General features: G+C 42.2%; 14 protein-coding genes and 1 pseudogene. 3 read left to right on the top strand and 12 right to left on the bottom strand.

The window, feature by feature from the left end; genetic code table 11:
- Window positions 1–166: 166 nt before the first annotated feature.
- From M1F17_RS00765 to M1F17_RS00780, 4 genes are read right to left on the bottom strand one after another with little or no spacing between them, the layout of a single operon-like run.
- Complete coding sequence (locus M1F17_RS00765) at window positions 167–1,582, bottom strand: DUF1116 domain-containing protein (protein ID WP_094960850.1); 1,416 nt, start codon at window positions 1,580–1,582, stop codon at window positions 167–169.
- A complete protein-coding gene (gene fdrA / locus M1F17_RS00770) occupies window positions 1,582–3,132 on the bottom strand; it encodes an acyl-CoA synthetase FdrA (protein WP_004262956.1) in 1,551 nt (516 codons plus the stop codon). The genes M1F17_RS00765 and fdrA overlap by 1 nt, the downstream gene beginning before the upstream one ends.
- Entirely contained in the window at window positions 3,122–4,045 is a 924-nt protein-coding gene (locus tag M1F17_RS00775; protein WP_004262954.1) for a DUF2877 domain-containing protein, read from the bottom strand. Before M1F17_RS00775 ends, fdrA begins: the two co-directional genes overlap by 11 nt.
- A 35-nt stretch (window positions 4,046–4,080) precedes the next feature.
- Window positions 4,081–4,686: an ankyrin repeat domain-containing protein gene (locus M1F17_RS00780; protein ID WP_036958612.1), complete on the bottom strand. Its 606-nt coding sequence runs from the start codon at window positions 4,684–4,686 to the stop codon at window positions 4,081–4,083.
- A gap of 601 nt (window positions 4,687–5,287) precedes the next feature.
- On the opposite strand from M1F17_RS00780, the gene M1F17_RS00785 reads away from it, so the two are divergent.
- Window positions 5,288–6,220, top strand: coding sequence for a LysR substrate-binding domain-containing protein (locus tag M1F17_RS00785; protein ID WP_318837178.1), 933 nt, complete (start codon window positions 5,288–5,290; stop codon window positions 6,218–6,220).
- 2 nt (window positions 6,221–6,222) lie between these two features.
- Here the strand turns inward: M1F17_RS00785 and M1F17_RS00790 are convergent, their stop codons facing one another.
- On the bottom strand, window positions 6,223–7,080 hold the full coding sequence (locus M1F17_RS00790; protein WP_094960848.1) for an alpha/beta hydrolase: 858 nt from the start codon (window positions 7,078–7,080) through the stop codon (window positions 6,223–6,225).
- Between the two features lie 61 nt (window positions 7,081–7,141).
- A pseudogene (locus tag M1F17_RS00795) lies at window positions 7,142–9,179 on the bottom strand (TonB-dependent receptor domain-containing protein).
- Between the two features lie 848 nt (window positions 9,180–10,027).
- On the opposite strand from M1F17_RS00795, the gene emrA reads away from it, so the two are divergent.
- Window positions 10,028–11,200 (top strand): multidrug efflux MFS transporter periplasmic adaptor subunit EmrA, encoded by a 1,173-nt coding sequence (gene emrA / locus M1F17_RS00800; RefSeq protein WP_318837179.1) that lies wholly within the window; start codon window positions 10,028–10,030, stop codon window positions 11,198–11,200.
- A 16-nt stretch (window positions 11,201–11,216) separates the two neighbouring features.
- Window positions 11,217–12,740 carry a DHA2 family efflux MFS transporter permease subunit gene (locus M1F17_RS00805; protein ID WP_318837180.1) on the top strand — a complete coding sequence of 508 codons (1,524 nt, stop codon included), beginning with the start codon at window positions 11,217–11,219 and terminating at the stop codon, window positions 12,738–12,740.
- 37 nt (window positions 12,741–12,777) lie between these two features.
- Here M1F17_RS00805 and paaY read toward each other — a convergent pair whose 3' ends face one another.
- The 6 genes from paaY to M1F17_RS00835 all read right to left on the bottom strand — a co-directional run bounded on the left by paaY (window position 12,778) and on the right by M1F17_RS00835 (window position 19,098).
- A complete protein-coding gene (paaY, locus tag M1F17_RS00810) occupies window positions 12,778–13,371 on the bottom strand; it encodes a phenylacetic acid degradation protein PaaY (protein ID WP_004262936.1) in 594 nt (197 codons plus the stop codon).
- A 21-nt stretch (window positions 13,372–13,392) separates the two neighbouring features.
- Window positions 13,393–14,331, bottom strand: coding sequence for a phenylacetic acid degradation operon negative regulatory protein PaaX (paaX, locus tag M1F17_RS00815; protein ID WP_004262932.1), 939 nt, complete (start codon window positions 14,329–14,331; stop codon window positions 13,393–13,395).
- 151 nt (window positions 14,332–14,482) lie between these two features.
- The gene (gene paaK, locus M1F17_RS00820; RefSeq protein WP_094960845.1) at window positions 14,483–15,793 is read right to left on the bottom strand and encodes a phenylacetate--CoA ligase PaaK; all 1,311 of its coding nucleotides are present in this window, start codon (window positions 15,791–15,793) and stop codon (window positions 14,483–14,485) included.
- Window positions 15,794–15,911: 118 nt separating this feature from the next.
- Window positions 15,912–17,114: a 3-oxoadipyl-CoA thiolase gene (pcaF, locus tag M1F17_RS00825; RefSeq protein WP_318837181.1), complete on the bottom strand. Its 1,203-nt coding sequence runs from the start codon at window positions 17,112–17,114 to the stop codon at window positions 15,912–15,914.
- Window positions 17,111–17,551 carry a hydroxyphenylacetyl-CoA thioesterase PaaI gene (gene paaI / locus M1F17_RS00830; RefSeq protein WP_004262926.1) on the bottom strand — a complete coding sequence of 147 codons (441 nt, stop codon included), beginning with the start codon at window positions 17,549–17,551 and terminating at the stop codon, window positions 17,111–17,113. The genes pcaF and paaI overlap by 4 nt, the downstream gene beginning before the upstream one ends.
- Window positions 17,548–19,098 (bottom strand): 3-hydroxyacyl-CoA dehydrogenase, encoded by a 1,551-nt coding sequence (locus M1F17_RS00835; protein ID WP_206277295.1) that lies wholly within the window; start codon window positions 19,096–19,098, stop codon window positions 17,548–17,550. Before M1F17_RS00835 ends, paaI begins: the two co-directional genes overlap by 4 nt.

The following is a 19,098-nucleotide window of genomic DNA, read 5'->3' on the forward strand; positions in this document are numbered from 1 at the left end:
ATGCTCCTAGGGACTCATTTACTTGCCGCCTAGCTGCAATTCAAATTATTTAGGGTATACCCCTACATTTTGAGTTACAGCACTGTTTTTCAAATAAAATTAATCAGGGTTCACGTTTTATTTTTATTGCCCAACCGGAGTTGGGCGTCTTTTTTATGATTGAAAACTAAGCATATTTCTGTGCGTAGGCCAACATGGCTTTTTCAAAGCAATCAAACGGCGGGTGAACAATACCTGCCCCAATCATACCGATGCCCGCATCTTTATGGGCAATGGCTGTGTTGATGACAGGTAAAATACCACTGGCTGAAACCTTCGTAATATCAATAGCTGTAGGGATACCCATAAAGCCCAATAATGGAATAGTGACATTCGGGTTTTCACCTAAGGTGATTTCACGCATTTGGCGAGAGAAATCGACCGCTTCTTCTACCGTACCGCCAACGAGTGCCACAATAGCTGGCGCTGTTGCCATAGCAAAACCGCCAATACCGTAGGTTTCTGTGATTGCGGAGTCACCGATATCTAAACCAGAGTCTTCAGGTTTGTAGCCTGCAAACATTGGGCCGATAACTTGCTGAGAAGGCCCTGTGAACCATTGGCCTGGTAGTCCACTAATGCGTAAACCAAATTCATAGCCATTACGCGCCATGGTCGTGACAACAGTGCTGTATTCGATACCGTGAGCCGCATCCATTGATGCTTTACACATCGCCATCCACGTTGGACCGGAGAAGTAATCGCTGCTTGCAACAAAATCAAATACTTCTTTTTGTTGGGCGACAGAGAAATCAGTTTGAATGATCCCTGTTGTAAGCGCTTGAATCAGTAAGGTTGTCCCTGCATTGTTACGGTTATGGCACTCATCGCCCATATGCAGTGCTTGAGCAAGCATCAAACGCAGGTCGATTTCACCAATGATTTTCATTGCGTCGCGCAGCATTGGGCCTAATACATCACGCATCCAATTTAAACGGTCTATTACACTTTGATCATTGGCACCCATGCGCAGGATTTTCGCCATTTGCTCACTGAGGTTAGTGAATGCACGGTTGCCATAGGTTTTATTTTCAACGATATGCATAAACATCGATGCTGAAGTGACACCAGCCATCGAACCTACACAATCGTGTTCATGGCAAGGGGAGAAAATGATATCTCCCGAGGCCGCAACACGTTCTGCATCAGCTAAGTCTTTCGCTAATCCTTCGAAAACCAGCGCTCCCGTCACCGCACCTTTCATCGCGCCACACATATCTTTCCAAGCAACCGGTGGACCTGCGTGTAGGATAGTATTTTTGGTCATGCCCGGAACCACATTAATCGCTTGGTCGTAACCGATTAACACAGGTTGAGATTGAATAATGCGCTCAAGCGCTTGGGTATTGGCGGCCGCAATTTTTTCTTGTAGTGCGGCATTACCTTCAATTTGGTCGAGGGCGCGGATAACCGCAACGTTGCCTTGTCCGGGAGGAGTCCAATTTAAATGTGTGACCGGAACATGTTGTTTTTTTAGGTCATCACTGAACATTTCGATGCCAACATTGATGACATTTAATGGCTGCTTAAATAATGAAGTCATTATGCTTTCTCCCCTTTCCATACAAACTCACGCCCTAATAAACCGGTATTGGTGCTGCTACTTGCCCAGATAACGCCGGCATCTGTTAGCATTTTGACCTGAGCATCCATCGACGGTGTGTCTTGGTCAGTACCCAGCACATAGCCTAAAATTTCTAATTCACGCCCATCTTGTTTGGCAATATTCTTCGCTTCTTTAATCGCGTCGATCATCACGCCTACTGGGTCTTCGTGAGAACCAAAGCCCAAAACGAAGTCCATCATAATCACGCCAACTTCAGGGTCGCGAGCCTCTTGTAATAAGCGTTCAATGCGGTTAGTTGGGTCGATCATTGGGTGCGGTTTACCGTTGGTAAAGTCGTCATCACCAAAGTCGAGGAAAGTGTGCGCAATACTTTTGTTGAGGTCTTTTAAGCGATAGTCAGGGTTTGGCTGAATATTGCTGTAAACATCATCGTATTTTTCCAAGGCGGCAAACATGGCTTCATCACATAGCGTTCCACCACAGAATAAGCCACGAATATATTTCTGCTCAGGTTTCAGCTTTGCTCTGACTTCGTCAATAAGTGGTAAATTAAGAGGATGTAAATCTAAATCTTCTTTGCGAATACCGGTTAATAGAACGGCTTTCAGTGCGGCTTCTTTGGTGCCCTGAGCAAAGGTTAGACCGGGTTTGTCTTCTGGTAGTGGTTGGCTACCTAAGAAACACACAACAACTGGTTTGTGGCATTTTTCCGCTTGTTCTAACACTTTTTTCGCAACGTTAGGAGCTGGTGGCTTAGAGATCAATGCGATAACTTGGGTTTCATCATCGGCATCAAGCATTTTCAGGGCGTCAATCATCATGATACCGCCAATTTTCTCGCTTAAATCGCGACCACCAGTACCAATTAATTGGGAAACCCCTGCGCCAAATTCGTGAATACGGACGCTAAGTTCTTGGCTACCCGTACCGGATGCACCGATGATGCCAATGCTGCCACGGCGAACGCTATTACCAAAGCACAGCGCGGTTCCGTTGATAATGGCAGTTCCACAGTCAGGGCCCATCATCAGTAAGCCTTTTTTGCTAGCCAGCTGTTTAAGTGCGAGTTCATCTTCAATGGAGACGTTATCGGAAAATAGCATGACATTGAGGTCATTTTCTAACGCAATGCGTGCTTCACGGGCAGCAAACTGACCATTTACTGAAATGACGGCAAGGTTGGCATCTGGGATATGTGTTTTCGCTGAATTAATGGTGGCGTATTTGGCTTCATGCTGCCCGCCGCCTTGATTTTTCTTATTAAATAAATCTTCGATAGCAATTAATGTGGCTTCGTTAGCTTCATCACTTGGGCCTTTAATGACAATCATTAAATCGCCATTTTTAGCCTCTTCTAATTCAGGTGTTAGTAAACCTAAATTACGTAAAACACCTTTGTTCATCTCTGTTGCCATTGCGACGAACGCTTGCTCAACATTGTCGAGTTGATTGGCTTTTGTCGAAATAGACATCAGTGATACGGAATCAAAATAGGTATTCTTTTTTATGACAACTTTAGTCGACATAGTTTTCTCCGAAATAATGGGTGATATACAGGGCATCTCGCAAGCCAAATAGCATGTCGCTGCCAGAACTCGACCCGATATTTAAAATCTCTAAAAATTGTGGATAAATATTTGTTTCTTTCGCATCAACTAATGATTGAATTAATTGCTGCATATTTTCGCGATATTCTCGGTTTAATGCTTTTTCTAATGTGATGGCACTGATAGGTGTCGTCTGGCTTAAGCTTTGGGTTATTCCTTGATAAAACTCAGGGTAAAAAGTGGCAGCCGGGTGACCGGTTAATAATAAAAATGCCATTAACCCAACTAAGTAATCATCTCCTGAAGGTGTTAGCCCGATACCTAATCCAACAAACTGGCGGATCACATAAATAATATTTTCTTTATTTTTCTTAATTATTGACTCAATCAATTCAGAGCGTAATTGAACCAATTGCTCTGTCATAGAGAGATAAAAAAAGTTATCTCCCTGATATTTAAATAGAGAATTTTTATTTTCAGTTAAGATTAAATCCAAATTACTTATTTGTTCTTCGATATATAATAAATAATTTGATTTCTTCAGTTCGTTATCACTAAAGTTGATAACTGGTTGCCGCCATTCTTTACATAAAGAAAATGATATTAAATAATGACTACCAATCAATATTTCTTTATTCGATAAATTAATAGTCTCTCCTTCTTTAATATCGAAAAGAGAAAAGTCTTTATTGATTAATCGGCAACTATTTGGTGCATTATCTAATTGAGAACAAAGAAAAGTATAAAGTACATTATCAATAGAAAAGTTAATGGCTTTATTAAATACTTGTTCTACTGTTCCTTGGGGTTGTGGCTGATTTAACAGATTGAGAAAATGTGTATCAGCCGTTAGCCCGTATAACCTTTGCCGATGAGATATGGATGCGTTCACATGCCTCCTTATCCTATTTAGAGTCTATGATTTCGCTAGGCTCCAGCTGCAATCAGTAACTCAGCAATCTCGTTATAGCCTTTTTCACGTGCTAGCTCTAATGGTTTTTTACCATACTTATCAGTCATGTGAGGATTTGCGCCATGGTCTAATAGCAATTTAACGATTTGCTGCTGTTTTTCGCCACCGTCGTTGAGTACGATAGCTTCTAATAGTGGTGTCCAACCTACAAAGTTGGTATGGTTGACATTAATATCGGTTTTTTCAAGTAATTCACGAACAATTTCTACATGGCCTTTTTCACTAGCAGGTGTAATTCCCACGCCACCAAAACGGGTCAATAAATCTAAATTTGGTTTTGCAGGCAAGACAATACGCAATAAAGTGAGGTCATTATTAAGACAACTTAATAAGAAAGGGTTAAAACACGTTTGGTCTTGTTTATTAATATCCGCCCCTGCATTAATCAGAAAAGAAACACATTCATAATGTTTATTCAGGCTGGCATTGACGATAGCTGTACGGCCTTGACGGTTGGTGGTATTAATATCCACACCTTTTTCAAGACAACTTTTTAATATTTCTAATTGTCCTTGTTCAGCGGCGGTTAAAAAATCGTGAGCGAGAGTACTAGCGGTCATCATTTTCCCCTTAGGTTGGTTTTTATTACCAACATAGATAAAGACAATTTAAAGGTGACTTCGAATATATAATGGTTAGAGCATAGCAATTGTCATTAATAAAAAGAATCCGTTTAAATTTAATTCATCAATGAGGCGTTTTATTGTTGAATTAAATTCAATAATCCGGCTTTTTTGTGCGTGTGAGCATTATTTTTAATCGTTATTTGATAGTTTATGGCCATTTTTTGACCCGAATTGTGTGATTTTCTTTGTTAATTAAAATCGAAAATCATGATTTACTCAGTTCTGTGATAGACATCAAATTGAAAGTTTTTAATTTGTTAAATTTGTAATTTTATTGATCGCAATCGTGTCGAATGTTAATACTTGGTTTGCCTATTTAATTCAATAATATTAGGTATTTCGAATATTAATAGTTACTTTAAAGGTGTGGTTTTTACTTGGCGAAAATGCATATCAAATTTAATCTATTCCAGTTGTTAATAATTCTGTTAAGCTATAAAAATGTGCTCGAAAAATAATCTGATTTTTACGTTATTGAATTTTATTCACATAAAAATATGATTTGTCTAAATTTTAAACATTTTTGGCGGTGGGTATGAACTCAATTTTTGCGGAAGAAAACTTACTGACTTACACAACAGCGGCGAAGTTTGCTAGTTTTAGTAAAGCAGCAGAAGAGTTAGGCGTGACCACCTCCGCGGTGAGTTATACCATCAAACGTATCGAAACCTATTTAGATGTGGCGTTATTTATTCGTAATACCCGTAATATTGAACTCACCGAAGCCGGTTATTATTTTTATCGCAAAGCAACCGACTTGCTTAATAATTTCCATTCCATTCAAAAAAGTATTTATTCTATTGAGCAAGGTATTGAAGTGCGGGTACGTATTTGTATTAATCAGTTATTATATACGCCGTATCATACCGCTAGGTTATTGCAAATATTAAAAAAACAGTTTGCTACCTGCCACATTACAGTGACAACAGAAGTGTACAATGGGGTTTGGGATGCCATTATTAATAACCATGCGGATATTGCGATTGGCGCTCCGGGTACTTTGATGGATGGCGGTGGAATTGACTACACTGAAATTGGTGCGATTCACTGGCAATTTGCTATAGCGGCAACTCACCCTTTGGCGCTGATGCCAGAGCCCATCGCTGAGAGCCAGTTGCGTCTTTATCCAAATATTATGGTAGAGGATACCGCGCATACCATTAATAAGCGGGTGGGCTGGCTACTACATGGGCAAGAGGCAATTCAAGTTCCTGATTTTAATACTAAATGCCAGTGTCAGATACTCGGTGAAGGGATTGGCTTTTTACCCGATTATATGATCAAAGAACATGTTAAACATGGCCTGTTGGTAACAAAACACATTCAGAACCCACGACAAGACTCCCATATGCTATTAGCCACACAACATTCGGCTACTGGGCTTGTGACGCAGTGGATACGCAAAGAATTTGGTGAAAAGGGGGTTTTAGCAGACCTCTACAGCGACCTCCTAAAACCCATCAATTAGTATTATTGGCTAGCGACATCAAGGGCTTTATCGATGGCGTCAGGGATCACTGAACCGTGGTTTTTGCCGTCGAACAAGGTAAATTCACAGTGCCTTTGGTGGTTTGAAATTTCAGTGCAAACTTGGCGTGTGCTAATCCAACTTTTGCGCATTTGGTAATTTTTCACCTGTTCGGTGCTGAGTTTGGATAAATCAGGGCTCTCTTCTAAACCACCTAAAGTCACAAACAGGGGGGAACTGGCCTGTTTAGCTGTCAATTTTGCTAAATCCACCATACTTCCTTTGCCCCACCATAATGACGGGCTGGCAGAAACATAAAACTGGAAATCATCCGGCTGTTGTTGGTATGCCATCAAGGTAAATAATCCGCCAAATGAATGGCCAAATAGGGTTTGCTTGCTTTTATCAATAGGAAACTGTTGTTCTGCCCATGGGCGGATTGTGTCAGTTAAATATTGGTATAGCGCAGGGGAGCCGCCCCCTTGTTTAAAATCGTCACCTGCAACAGGTGGGGTATAGTCGTAAGTTCGCCATGCTTTTGGAAAGGCTTCATCGATTGGGTAACCAATTCCAATAATAATCGGTAGTTTATCTACGGGGAGCTTTTCAACAGCGCGATTAACGGCTTTAGGATATAAGCCATTGCCATCAAGCATATATAGGACAGGGCGTTGTGCGGTGACATTATAGGGTACTGCACTGTAAATGCGCAGCGCACGGTCACCGTAGGTCATATCCGTTTGTTGGATATCGTAAAATTGGCTGACAGTTTTATCCAAGGGTGGAATGGTTTGGCTTGGGCGGGAAAATGCGGAACTGGTCATACACAGTAATATGCCACTTAATATGATTTTATTCATTTATTGAGTCTATTTAAAGGTTTTGAGGGTATACCTGAAACAGGCATACCCTCAGAGTTAATTAGAAACTAACGTTAACGTTCGCCCAATAACGGCGTCCGTCTTCAACATCCCAGTTACCGCCTTTCTCATCAATCTTAGGCCTTTTCTCATTACCAATATTTAATACCGCAAAGTTGAGTTTGGTATTTTTCAATAATTGATAGGTTGCACCGACATCCATAGTGGTATAACCACTACGGTAGCGAGCACCAGAATGACTATTCCTCTGCGCAGCCCAAATTTGCTTACCTTCATAGTGAGCGCGGGTATACAGAGTCAGGTCTTCATTGAAGTTCCAATCTAATTTTGCATTAGCGATGTGTTTTGGTGTTTTATCTAATGGGTATCCTTTCAATGAGGTCCCATTTCTTAGTTTCTCATCATCACTTTTACGTTCGGAATCAGTATAAGTGTAGTTTAAGTTAAGGTTCCAATCTTGTGCGAGAGGTATACCCGTTGCAACCTCGACTCCTTTAATATTGGCTTTACCAACATTGTCATATTGGTAGATAAACAGACCAGTGCTAGTTTCTTCTTTACCAGTCGCATAGCTCGTTAATTTATTTTTAAAATCAGTATTAAAGAAGGTTAAGCTTGCATTAAAGCCAGACTCATGGTTATAAGCAATACTGATTTCTTCACTAACGCTCTTTTCCGGTTTTAGGTCTGGATTACCATAAATAACACCTTTACCACCTTGGGTAGAGGTGCCATAACCTTTACTAATTTCACGCAATGTTGGTGCGCGAAAAGCAGAAGAAACGCCCCCTTTAATGGTGATTTCATCTGTCAGATAATAAACCGCATAACCCCTTGGGTTCCAATGGTTTCCATAGGTTTCGTGGTGATCTAAACGTAGGCCACCGGTTAAGATCAGATCATCTGTTGCAGTAAATTCATTTTCCACAAACAGTGCCGATTGCTCAACGCTCATACTGTAATTTTCAAACTTTTCTTTTGAAACCAGTGAGCTATCTTTGAGCTTTGAGTATTGATATTGGCCACCAACGGTTAAGATGTTGTCGGGTAAAAACGCGACTACTTTACCATCTACAACTGTATTGGTAATTTCAGGGACACGAACTTCATAGCCTCCTTCCCATTTTCCTGTTTTTTCATTCAATTCTTGTGATTTAGTATGTCGTTTGGTTTGTTCTTGATAAACACTAAATTCTGTATTGAAATTGTTCCATTCACCTTTAGGCATGGTTACGGTTATTATGTATCTCTGATTTTGGGTTTTTCTGCGCACCAGCACGGTTGGCATATTCATCGATAGATTTACCTGGAGTATCTCCCCTTTCTTGAGTGGTTCTACCCGCTTCTAATAAAAAAGTTTGATTATCCATTGGGGTAAACGTCAGTTTTGCGGTTAGGCTCTTATTATCTTTTTTATTATGCCCTCCAATTATCTTATCTTCTTGGCGGTAATCCCCACCACCATACAATTGCAGGCCGAGTTTATCTTGAATTAATGGACCAGATAGGTAGAAGTTACCGTCGGTTGAATTACCGCTATCACTGTTTTCTTGGATAATTGCGCCGGTTGTCACACTACCGTGCCATTCATTGGTCACTTTTTTGGTGATGATATTGATAACACCACCCATCGCATCAGAACCATACAGGGAGGACATAGGTCCACGGATCACTTCGATGCGTTCAATCGCTTCGACAGGTGGCATAAAGCCCGCTTCAAAACCACCACTGCCATTTGGACGTGATTCACGGCTATTTTGACGACGCCCATCGACCAATATCAACGTGTATTCGCCGGGTAAGCCACGGATATTAATATCTTGTTTGTTGGCGGCCCCAACGATACTCACCCCTTCCACGTCTTTAACGGCATCGGCGAGGTCACGGACAGGTTTATTTTGTAATTGGTCTGCACTGATCACGGTCACACTAGCAGGAGCATCACGCAGTTGTTGCGAGAAGCCTGACGCACTGACGACCATGGTATCTGTTTTATTGTCTGCTGCTGTAGCGCTAAATGAAGATAAAGCCGCACAAACACCGGCGGCAATAAGGGTGTAGTGATATTGCAAAGTCATAGTTATCCCTAGTAAATATAAATGAGAATGATAATTATATTGTTTGCGAATATTATCACTAAAACATATCAAAAATAAATAATGAGCTAGCTAATTTATGAGCAATATTTGATCTCAGCTAAGAATTTTCACCTAAGGTGTTTTCCCCCCTTTTACCGTTTTTACCAAGCGTGACGAAAAATTAAGGCTTAACTTTGGTTTATGGTGTTTATCGGTGTGTAAATCTACTCTAGCGCCAACGTTCACTAAAAAAATTTGAGTTATATGAAACATACATTCAAAATTAGCCCGTATCCTTGGGGATAACCTCGTTAACCTAATGAATAATATTAAGTACTGGTAAAGAGATAAAAGCCGGCCGATAGGCCAGCAATACTAGCGTACTTCGTTACTCTATTAAGCACCGTATTGAGTTTATTAATGTTGTATTGATGAGGACAAAAATGAAAATCGAGACAATCAGTGGTATTAAAAAGCAAGCGGCAGCCCGTGATCAAAAATGAAAACTCCAAGTTAAGAAATCATAAATATAGCCTAATAAATAGGGGCTTCACATCTAAAAAAGAATGTCGATAATTGAATGATTGATTTTTATTACGAGTAAATATTATTTAATATATTTTTAATTTTCACTTTCAATCTAATTAAGAATGATTTTGATTAAATTGATAATAAACATCAATTTAATGCTTGATTTGATTTGCTTTTAATTAGTTGTTTTATATCAATGAATTAATGGTTTTTTGTTGGGATTAATTTGATTGTAAATTATTAGCTATTGCTTTATTACATATAGTTCGTAAATATATAGGAAGAATTAATATTGATTTCAGAACTTGAGAGTTATTATGAGTCAAGATACCCATTCAGAAACACATAATCAAAAAACGACGAATGAAAAACGCAGAACAATATGGATGGTGATAGCCACAATAATTATCATTCTATTATTTGTAGCCTACGGTGCTTATTGGTTTTTAGTTTTACGCTTTCAAGAATATACCGATGATGCCTATGTATCTGGCTTGCAAATCCCGATAGTTGCGCAAACAACGGGTAATGTTACTCAAGTTAACTTTGAAAACACCGACTTGGTAAAGGCGGGTGATGTACTCGTTGTATTAGATAAAACTAACGCCCGCTTAGCATTCGAACAAGCCAAACATGATTTAGCAACAACCGTGCGCAAAACCAAAGAGCTCTATATCAATGGTGATGAATATCAAGCGCAAATTCAAAAAAACCGGGTGACACTTGCGCAAGCTCAAAAAGATTATCAACGTCGTGTGGCTTTAGGCCGCAGCGGTACCATTTCGAAGGAAGACCTACAGCACTCCCAAGAAGCGGTGCAACTTGCTCAGGCAGCTCTGGATATTTCTATTCAACAATACAATGCCAATCGTGCATTGTTGCGTAATACAGAGCTCAAAAAACAACCAGCAATTCAGCAAGCGGCTGATAGCGTACGCAGTGCGTGGATAAACTTACAACGTACTGAAATTAAAAGCCCGATGACGGGGTATGTTTCACGGCGTAATGTTCAAGTTGGTTCTCAAGTCAGTCCACAGAGCTCTTTAATGGCCATTGTGCCTGTCCAGCCTGTTTGGGTAGATGCAAACTTCAAAGAAACCCAACTGGAAAAAGTCCGTATTGGGCAACCCGTGACGATTAACAGTGATTTTTACGGAGATGATATCGTTTATAACGGTACCGTTGTCGGGCTTGATATGGGAACCGGCAGTGCTTTCTCATTATTACCTGCCCAAAACGCGACAGGGAACTGGATTAAAGTCGTACAGCGCTTGCCTGTACGCGTTGAATTAGACCCTGAGCAGGTGGTGAAGCACCCATTACGCATTGGGTTATCCATGAATGTCACCATAGATATTAAAGACCAGAATGGCCCTGTCTTAGCGGAAGTCCAGCGTACAGCACCAGCATTTGAAAGTGATGTGTTGGTCTTAAACTTAAGTGATGTCGACCACATCATCGACACCATTATCAGCGATAACGCAGACTAGCTTGAAAGGAGCCGTTGTGGCAGATATTCAACCACTTAAGGGAGCAAAACTGGTATGGGCAACCATTGCGTTGTCCCTTGCGACCTTCATGCAGGTGCTTGATTCCACGATTGCTAACGTGGCTATCCCGACTATTGCCGGTAACCTTGGGGTTTCTATGTCTCAAGGGACATGGGTGATTACCTCTTTTGGCGTATCGAATGCGATTTCAATTGCCATTTCTGGTTATTTGGCGAAGCGTTTTGGTGAAATCCGTGTTTTCTTATGGGCAACGGCACTTTTCACATTATTTTCATTACTTTGTGGGTTTTCCGATAGCCTTGGTATGCTGATTTTATACCGCGTATTGCAAGGGGCCGTCGCCGGGCCAGTGATCCCGCTTTCGCAAAGTCTTATCATGCGTTGCTATCCGCCAAAAATGCAAAATATGGCGTTAGCATTTTGGTCGATGACGATTATTTTAGCCCCAGTATTCGGTCCTATTTTTGGTGGTTATATTAGTGATAATTTCCATTGGGGCTGGATATTCTTTATGAATGTGCCTTTAGGCATTTTCGTCATTATTGTCGGCTCAATTATCTTAAAAGGGATGGAGTCGAAGGTCGTGAAAGTGCCATTCAATGTGATTGGTTTGGCACTACTTTCTGTGGGAGTTGGCTGCTTACAAGTTCTGCTCGACAAAGGTAAGGAACTGGGATGGTTGGCGTCTAATGAAATTGTTATCTTAGCCGTTGTTTCAGCGATTGCGTTGGTATTCCTCGTTATTTGGGAACTCACAGATAAAAACCCAATTGTCGAATTATCGTTATTTAAATCGCGCAATTTTACCATCGGAACGATTTCTGTCAGCTTGGCATATATGGCCTATTTCGGTGCTATTGTCTTGTTGCCGCAACTTTTACAGGAAGTTTATGGCTATACGGCAACATGGGCAGGGCTCGCATTGGCACCTATTGGCTTATTGCCTGTGTTGTTCTCGGCTCCAGTGGCAAAACTATCCGATTTTCTCGATATTCGCTGGATAGTGACCTTTAGCTTTGTATTCTATGCAATTTGCTTCTTCTGGCGTGCATATACTTTTGAACCGAGTATGGGCTTTTCTGCTGTGGTTTGGCCGCAATTGGTACAAGGGATGGCAGTGGCTTGTTTCTTTATGCCACTGACTACATTGACACTTTCAGGTTTACCGCCGGAAAAACTCGCTTCCGCGTCGAGTTTAGCTAACTTCTTCCGTACCTTAGCGGGTTCAATAGGGACTTCCATTACCACAACGCTGTGGAGTGATAGAGAAGCCGTGCATCATAGCCAATTAACGGAATTTATTACCGATTACAATCCTGAATCTTTAGGGATGTATCAAGAAATGGCCGCTCATGGGCTGAGTACCGAACAGACTTCCGGTTTTATTGCCCAGCAAATTACTAGCCAAGGGTTAATTATTGCTGCAAATGAGATTTTCTGGTTATGCGGTTGGGTATTTATTGCGCTGATTATTACCGTTTGGTTTGCTAAGCCACCATTTGGCAGTAATGCGAAATAATTAATGGATGGGGCTACGTATTTTAGCCCCATCTAGCTTATAACTGGGATTTAGGGATCACATTCTCGAAACTTAGAGTGGGTCGGTTCGTTTCGATTTCTTTGAGTGGTTCGACTTCTTTAAAGGTGTTTAAGCAGCGTGTGACTAAGTTTTGATAATCTTTAGTTCCGCTGGTTTTCCACGCAATTTCTTTGTCTGATAAAGCGCGCAAGACTTTGGCTGGAGTGCCGACAATTAAACTATTTTCTGGAAAGATAGCTTCAGCTTTGACGAATGCGCATGCGCCCACTATGGAATTTTCGCCAATTACGGCTCCATCCATAATTACACTATTCATCCCGACTAGCGCATTACGTTTGATATGGCAGCCATGCAAAATTGCCCCATGACCAATGTGCCCATTTTCCTCGACGATCGTTTCATATTGCGGGAAACCGTGCATGACACAATTATCTTGCACATTGGCACCATCTTTAATGATCAAGCGACCAAAGTCCCCACGTAAGCTGGCGTTTGGGCCAATATAGACATTTTTGCCAATAATAACATCACCAATCACCACAGCAGTAGGGTGCACAAAACTTTCAGGGCTTACGACGGGCGTAATACCATCGATTTGATAAAAAGGCATACAGGCTCCTGTAATGTGTATTTAGGCGGCTATATCTCTGAGTACTCCACCAAAGCGGCGATAATAAGCGCTGGATGGCTGAGGTAGTTCGCCGACCGTCGTTTCGCACTGTTCAGAAACATATTGGGTTGCCGCTTGATCAATGCGTTGATAAATATTGGTGCAAAGATGGCGAGCAATATGGCCTTCCCATTGTGTAGGAAGGAGTTCATCAGGTAATAACGGGTCTTTAAGCGTGACACGGCGGTAGAAGTGGATCAGTAACAAACGTAGCTGAAAACAGTGTTCAGGGGAAATCTGTGCGTCAGTATTTTCTTTAAGGAGTAGTGCAAGTGGCCTAAATAAGGAAATAAACTGATGGTAATGCTCTGAAATTTCTTGCAAAGACCAAGCGTGTGAAACCAGTTCTTTGAGGTTTTTTTCTGAGCGGCTATAGGGGTAATCGGCATGAAAATAAATGGCATTTTCCGTGGCATTGAGCTCATTAAGTAGTGTCGGTACATCACTTTGCGCACAGCTTGGTGCCGCCATGAGTGACGTGTTAAATTGCCCGAAACCGAGCCAACTCAGTTCCTTTTTTAGCCTAATTTTTTCGTCTTTATCAGCCGCTTCGAGGAGTAGTAAATCCCACTTTCCATCCCAATCAGGCTGCCCTGCGAGGTAAATTTTATTTTCTGCTCGGCGAAACCGACTTTGCCCACGCTCAGAAATGCGGTAATAGCTGCGACGGCCGATTTTTTCTACATCGAGCCAACCTTCTTTTTGTAAACGGAAAACGGAGGTTCGAACAAAGCGGTCAGTAAAGCCCATCGGTTCTAACAGCTTAGTTAAGCTTCCTAGCCACACTTCACCACCACGATGGTGCAAAGCATCACCATAGAGTGAGCTAATTAGAGACGTACCACTAATGGGCTGGCTTGCTATTGCATGTTGTATGAATTGGCTAAGTTTATTTTCCATTTATATTTCATCTATAAAATTTATGTATCAGAAGGCTTACTGAATAGTAGACATAAATTTAAAGGTTGTCTTCCATTACCTGTTTTGAACACTTTCTCAGAGATTAAGGCATATCAGAGTAGTTCATCTCAATATGCCTTAATAATTTGAATTAAATCGCAATTCTAGTATCAATTACTCGTTCGGCTTTGCCTTGAGAACGAGGGATATCGCCGCAATTGACAATACTAATACGGGTGCTAATGCCAACCATGGATTTGATTCGGTGCTTTAAATGGTGGCAGATATTACAGCGTTCATCATAAGTGAGTTGTTCAGGGTGTTTGAGCTCAACACGGACAGATAAGTTGTCCATATTGCCTTGGCGACCAATCTCTAACTGATAGTGGGGAGAAAGCTCCTTAAACTGCATAATTTGTTCTTCAATCTGAGAAGGGAACACATTCACGCCACGAATAATCATCATGTCATCTGAACGACCGGTGATTTTACCAATTCGACGCATATTACGATTTACCCCCTGCATTAGGTGGGTGAGGTCGCGAGTTCGGTAACGAATCACAGGCATAGCTTCCTTTGTCAGGGTAGTAAACACTAACTCACCATGTTCACCCGCTCCTAATGTTTTTAAGGTATTGGGGGAAATAATTTCGGGATAAAAATGGTCTTCCCAGATAGTTGGGCCACTCTCTCCTGAGTCTGCACACTCCATAGCGACACCAGGCCCCATGACTTCAGATAAACCGTAAATGTCTAACGCTTTGATACCAAGGCGGGTTTCAATTTCTGTTCTGAGAGATTCTGTCCAAGGTTCAGCGCCAAAGACACCTAATCTAAGTGAGCACTTACTAGCATCTCCGCCCATGATTTTCTCAAGTTCATCAATAATACTTAAGCAGTAAGATGGCGTCACCATGATCACATCGGGTTTGAAATCCGCGATCAGTTGCGCTTGCTTTTCAGTTTGCCCACCAGACATAGGGATCACTGCAGCCCCTAGGCGTTCCGCGCCATAATGAGCGCCTAGGCCTCCGGTGAATAAACCATAGCCGTAAGCAACATGGACTTTATCGCCTCGGACAGTGCCTGCTGAACGTAAACTACGTGCGATCAGATCAGCCCAGTTATCGATATCCCGTTGGGTGTAACCCACAACAGTTGGACGCCCTGTAGTTCCCGAAGAGGCGTGAATGCGGATGATTTGGTCCATTGGCACGGCAAAGGTGCTAAATGGGTAGTTTTCACGTAAATCCTGTTTGGTCGTGTAAGGGAATTTTTCGATATCACTCAGTTGTTTGAAATCGTCAGGGTGTACACCCGCATCATCGAATTTTTTACGATACATGGGTACATTTTCATAGGCGTGAGTGAGTGTCCACTTCATTCTAGAGTACTGTAAAGACTCGATCTCATCCCGCGATGCAAATTCAATTGGGTCGATGCTATCTTGTATATTGCTCATAATTGCCTGTCCTCATAATTATTATGTTCACCAGTTCACGTGAATAAATGACGTTTCTGGTATTTGCCTGAGCAGGTGTCGGGTTTTCAGGCTGTTTTTATTTGTATTAAGACGTTGTTCAGACTCGTTCAATAATCATTGCTATGCCTTGCCCAACACCGATACACATGGTGCATAATGCATAACGCCCCTGCTTGCGGTGCAGCTCATTGATAGCGGCAATAACAAGCCTTGCTCCACTCATTCCAAGTGGATGGCCTAACGAAATGGCTCCCCCGTTAGGGTTAACGTGTGAGGCATCATCAGGTAAACCAAGCCCCCTTAAAACGGCGAGTGCTTGAGCGGCAAAGGCTTCGTTTAGTTCAATAACATCCATTTGTTCGATGGTGAGCCCTGCCATTTTTAATACTTTTTGCGAGGCAGGAAGTGGACCGATCCCCATCAATCTTGGCTCAACGCCGCAAGTGGCTGTAGCGATGATACGAGCCCGTGGTGTTAGCCCTTGCTGCTTGGCAATAGTGCCGGATGCGATAATCAGTGCGGCAGCTCCATCATTAACACCAGAAGCATTACCTGCCGTTACAGTCCCGTTATCGCGAAACGGGGTTTTTAGTTTTTGTAATTGTTCAAATGTCGTTTCTGCTCTTGGATGCTCGTCTTCACTGACGACGTATTCATTTTGACGTTGTTTAACCGTGACAGGGATGATTTCTTGCGCAAAAATACCGTTAACTTTGGCAGTTTCAGTACGCTGTTGACTGCGTAATGCAAAAGCATCTTGGTCTTCACGGCTAATTTGGTAGGTTTCAGCCACATTTTCCGCAGTTTCTGGCATCGAATCTGTGGAAAACTGTTGTTCCATCAGCGGGTTGATAAAGCGCCAGCCAATAGTGGTATCAAATACTTGCGCTTGGCGTGAGAATGCAGATTCTTGTTTGCCCATGACAAACGGCGCTCGGCTCATGGACTCGACGCCCCCGGCAATCATGAGCCCGGACTCACCAGATTTGATACTTCTTGCCGCTAATGCAATGGCATCTAGCCCAGAACCACATAGGCGGTTAATGGTGGTACCAGAAACTGAAACAGGGAGCCCGGATAACAGTCCTGCCATGCGAGCTACATTACGGTTGTCTTCTCCTGCTTGGTTTGCGCAACCTAAAATGATGTCGTCAGCTAATGACCAATCGAGTTGCGGGTGCCTTTCCATTAAGGCTTTTAATGGCACTGTGGCAAGGTCATCAGGACGTAATGGTGATAAAGCGCCACCGTAACGGCCAATTGGGGTGCGGACACCATCACAAATAAACGCATCTATCATGATTGTTCTCCTGTTAAACGATGGCCTAACCGATGAGAGCGACCGTGAAATAGAGCGAGTGTTTTGCCATCTTGGTTCGTTATCTCGACTTCATATAAGCCGTTACGTTTGCCTTGGTGTTTCATCGTGGCAGTGGCAGTCAGTAAGTCACCTTCAAAACCGGGACGAATAAAATCAATGGAACACATTGAGGCAACAGCGGCATGCCCTTGGCTATTACAGGCGTAGGCAAATGCAGTGTCGGCAAGGCTAAATAATTGCCCGCCGTGGCAGGTTTTATGGCCATTAAGCATTTGTGCTGTGATAGGCATCTTCAATTGCGCAAAGCCTTCTTCGACTTTTTCAATGGACATACCCATAGCTTTTGCACATGCATCATCACGGTACATAATGTGAGCTGATTGCTGGGCCAGTGTATCGTTTGGCAGTGAAATCATGGTTGCTCCTTGAAAGATAAAGATTGATAACCGGCTGCTAATTGCCTTAAAAGTGGGTTTGGCCGATAACGGCTGTCGCCATAAAACTGTGCTAAATTTTCAAGTACGGACAGCACGCGTTGCCAGCCAAGTTGTATCCCCCAAGCGAGTGGGCCTTTGGGGTAATTCACACCAAAACACATGGCATTATCGGTATCTAACGCAGTTGCTATTCCCTTATTGACGATATCTAATGCCTCATTGCACAACATCGCGACCGTTCTCATGGTTAACAGCGCAGGGTAGTCTGGTAATACAATCACGTGTTTGCCTAATGATTGAAAAAATGCGATTGCTTGTTGGTTTTGCTGCGTATTATTTTGTGCTGCACAGCTTATCGTGATGGCTTTTGCTGTAAGGTAATTTGCTGACAAATCAAAATGTACGACCGCTTGTTTTTGTATTTGCGTATGTGATGACGCCAATTCACCATTCGTTAACATAATAATAACGTCATTAACAATAAGTGTTGGGAATTGTTCGGAATGTTGTGTTAATCCTTCGAGAGAGATCCCATTTTCAGTTAAAAGCTGCGCAAACTCAGGAAATATCTGCCAATCGCCATGAGCTTTTATGTTTAGAGGCTGGTCAAGGTGAATTTTTTCTGCGACTAAAGGTAAAGGCTGGGGTTTATTATCATCATAATGATAAAATCCTTGCTTCGATTTACGGCCTAAATGACCCGCTTGGACTAATTCCAATTGCATTAATGAGGTTTGAAAGCGTGGGTCATACCCAAAGGCCTGAAATACCGATTCAGTCACCGCATAGTTCACATCATGACCAATTAAATCTGTTAGTTGTAATGGCCCCATAGCGAAACCCCCTGCGTCACGTATGGCGCTGTCTAATGTGGCAGGGGACGCAATTTGTTCTTCAAGGGCACGCATTGTTTCTGCGTAGAAAGGCCGAGCCACACGGTTGACAATAAAACCAGGGGTGGAACGGCAAATCACTGGCACTTTTCCAAATGATAGCGTCAATTCTTTTAGCTGTTTTATCACCGTATCTGATGTTTCTAGCCCGCGGATCACTTCAACCAATTTCATCACGGGAGCGGGATTAAAAAAGTGTAATCCTGCAAGACGTTCTGGATGAGTTAATTGTCTACCGATTGCGGTAATTGATAACGATGAAGTATTACTAGCAAAAATGGTTTTTTCGTTACAAATACCTTCAAGTTCACTGAAAATGGTTTGCTTTACCTCAAGTTTTTCAGCAACAGCTTCTATTACCAATTGTGCTTCTGAGAGCTCAGGTAAACTTTGCGCAACGCTAATGCAGTTAAGCAGTTCTTTTGTTGCTACAGCTTGGGCTTTTCCTTGCTCCACGCGCTTATTGAGCCGTTGAGTCATTTCGGTAAGGGAGTGACGTAAAACCTCTTGGTTAACATCAAACAACAAGACACGTAAACCCGCGCTCGCGGCAACTTGCGCAATACCAATACCCATAGTGCCTGCGCCAATAACGGCGACGGTATTGATGGCTAAATTCAAAGGTAAGGTCAT

The sequence above is a fragment of the Providencia sp. PROV073 genome (genome assembly GCF_033688125.1).
Taxonomy (GTDB): domain Bacteria; phylum Pseudomonadota; class Gammaproteobacteria; order Enterobacterales; family Enterobacteriaceae; genus Providencia; species Providencia hangzhouensis.

What these genes read in the sequence shown, in the direction of transcription:
- emrA (WP_318837179.1), top strand. Translation starts at nt 10,028, where the DNA reads ATGAGTCAAGATACCCATTCAGAAACACATAATCAAAAAACGACGAAT.
- M1F17_RS00790 (WP_094960848.1), bottom strand. Translation starts at nt 7,080, where the DNA reads ATGAATAAAATCATATTAAGTGGCATATTACTGTGTATGACCAGTTCC.
- paaY (WP_004262936.1), bottom strand. Translation starts at nt 13,371, where the DNA reads ATGCCTTTTTATCAAATCGATGGTATTACGCCCGTCGTAAGCCCTGAA.
- paaK (WP_094960845.1), bottom strand. Translation starts at nt 15,793, where the DNA reads ATGAGCAATATACAAGATAGCATCGACCCAATTGAATTTGCATCGCGG.
- paaI (WP_004262926.1), bottom strand. Translation starts at nt 17,551, where the DNA reads ATGATTTCACTGCCAAACGATACACTGGCCCAGCAATCAGCTCACATT.
- fdrA (WP_004262956.1), bottom strand. Translation starts at nt 3,132, where the DNA reads ATGTCGACTAAAGTTGTCATAAAAAAGAATACCTATTTTGATTCCGTA.
- M1F17_RS00785 (WP_318837178.1), top strand. Translation starts at nt 5,288, where the DNA reads ATGAACTCAATTTTTGCGGAAGAAAACTTACTGACTTACACAACAGCG.
- M1F17_RS00835 (WP_206277295.1), bottom strand. Translation starts at nt 19,098, where the DNA reads ATGACCTTACCTTTGAATTTAGCCATCAATACCGTCGCCGTTATTGGC.
- M1F17_RS00765 (WP_094960850.1), bottom strand. Translation starts at nt 1,582, where the DNA reads ATGACTTCATTATTTAAGCAGCCATTAAATGTCATCAATGTTGGCATC.
- paaX (WP_004262932.1), bottom strand. Translation starts at nt 14,331, where the DNA reads ATGGAAAATAAACTTAGCCAATTCATACAACATGCAATAGCAAGCCAG.
- pcaF (WP_318837181.1), bottom strand. Translation starts at nt 17,114, where the DNA reads ATGATAGATGCGTTTATTTGTGATGGTGTCCGCACCCCAATTGGCCGT.
- M1F17_RS00780 (WP_036958612.1), bottom strand. Translation starts at nt 4,686, where the DNA reads ATGACCGCTAGTACTCTCGCTCACGATTTTTTAACCGCCGCTGAACAA.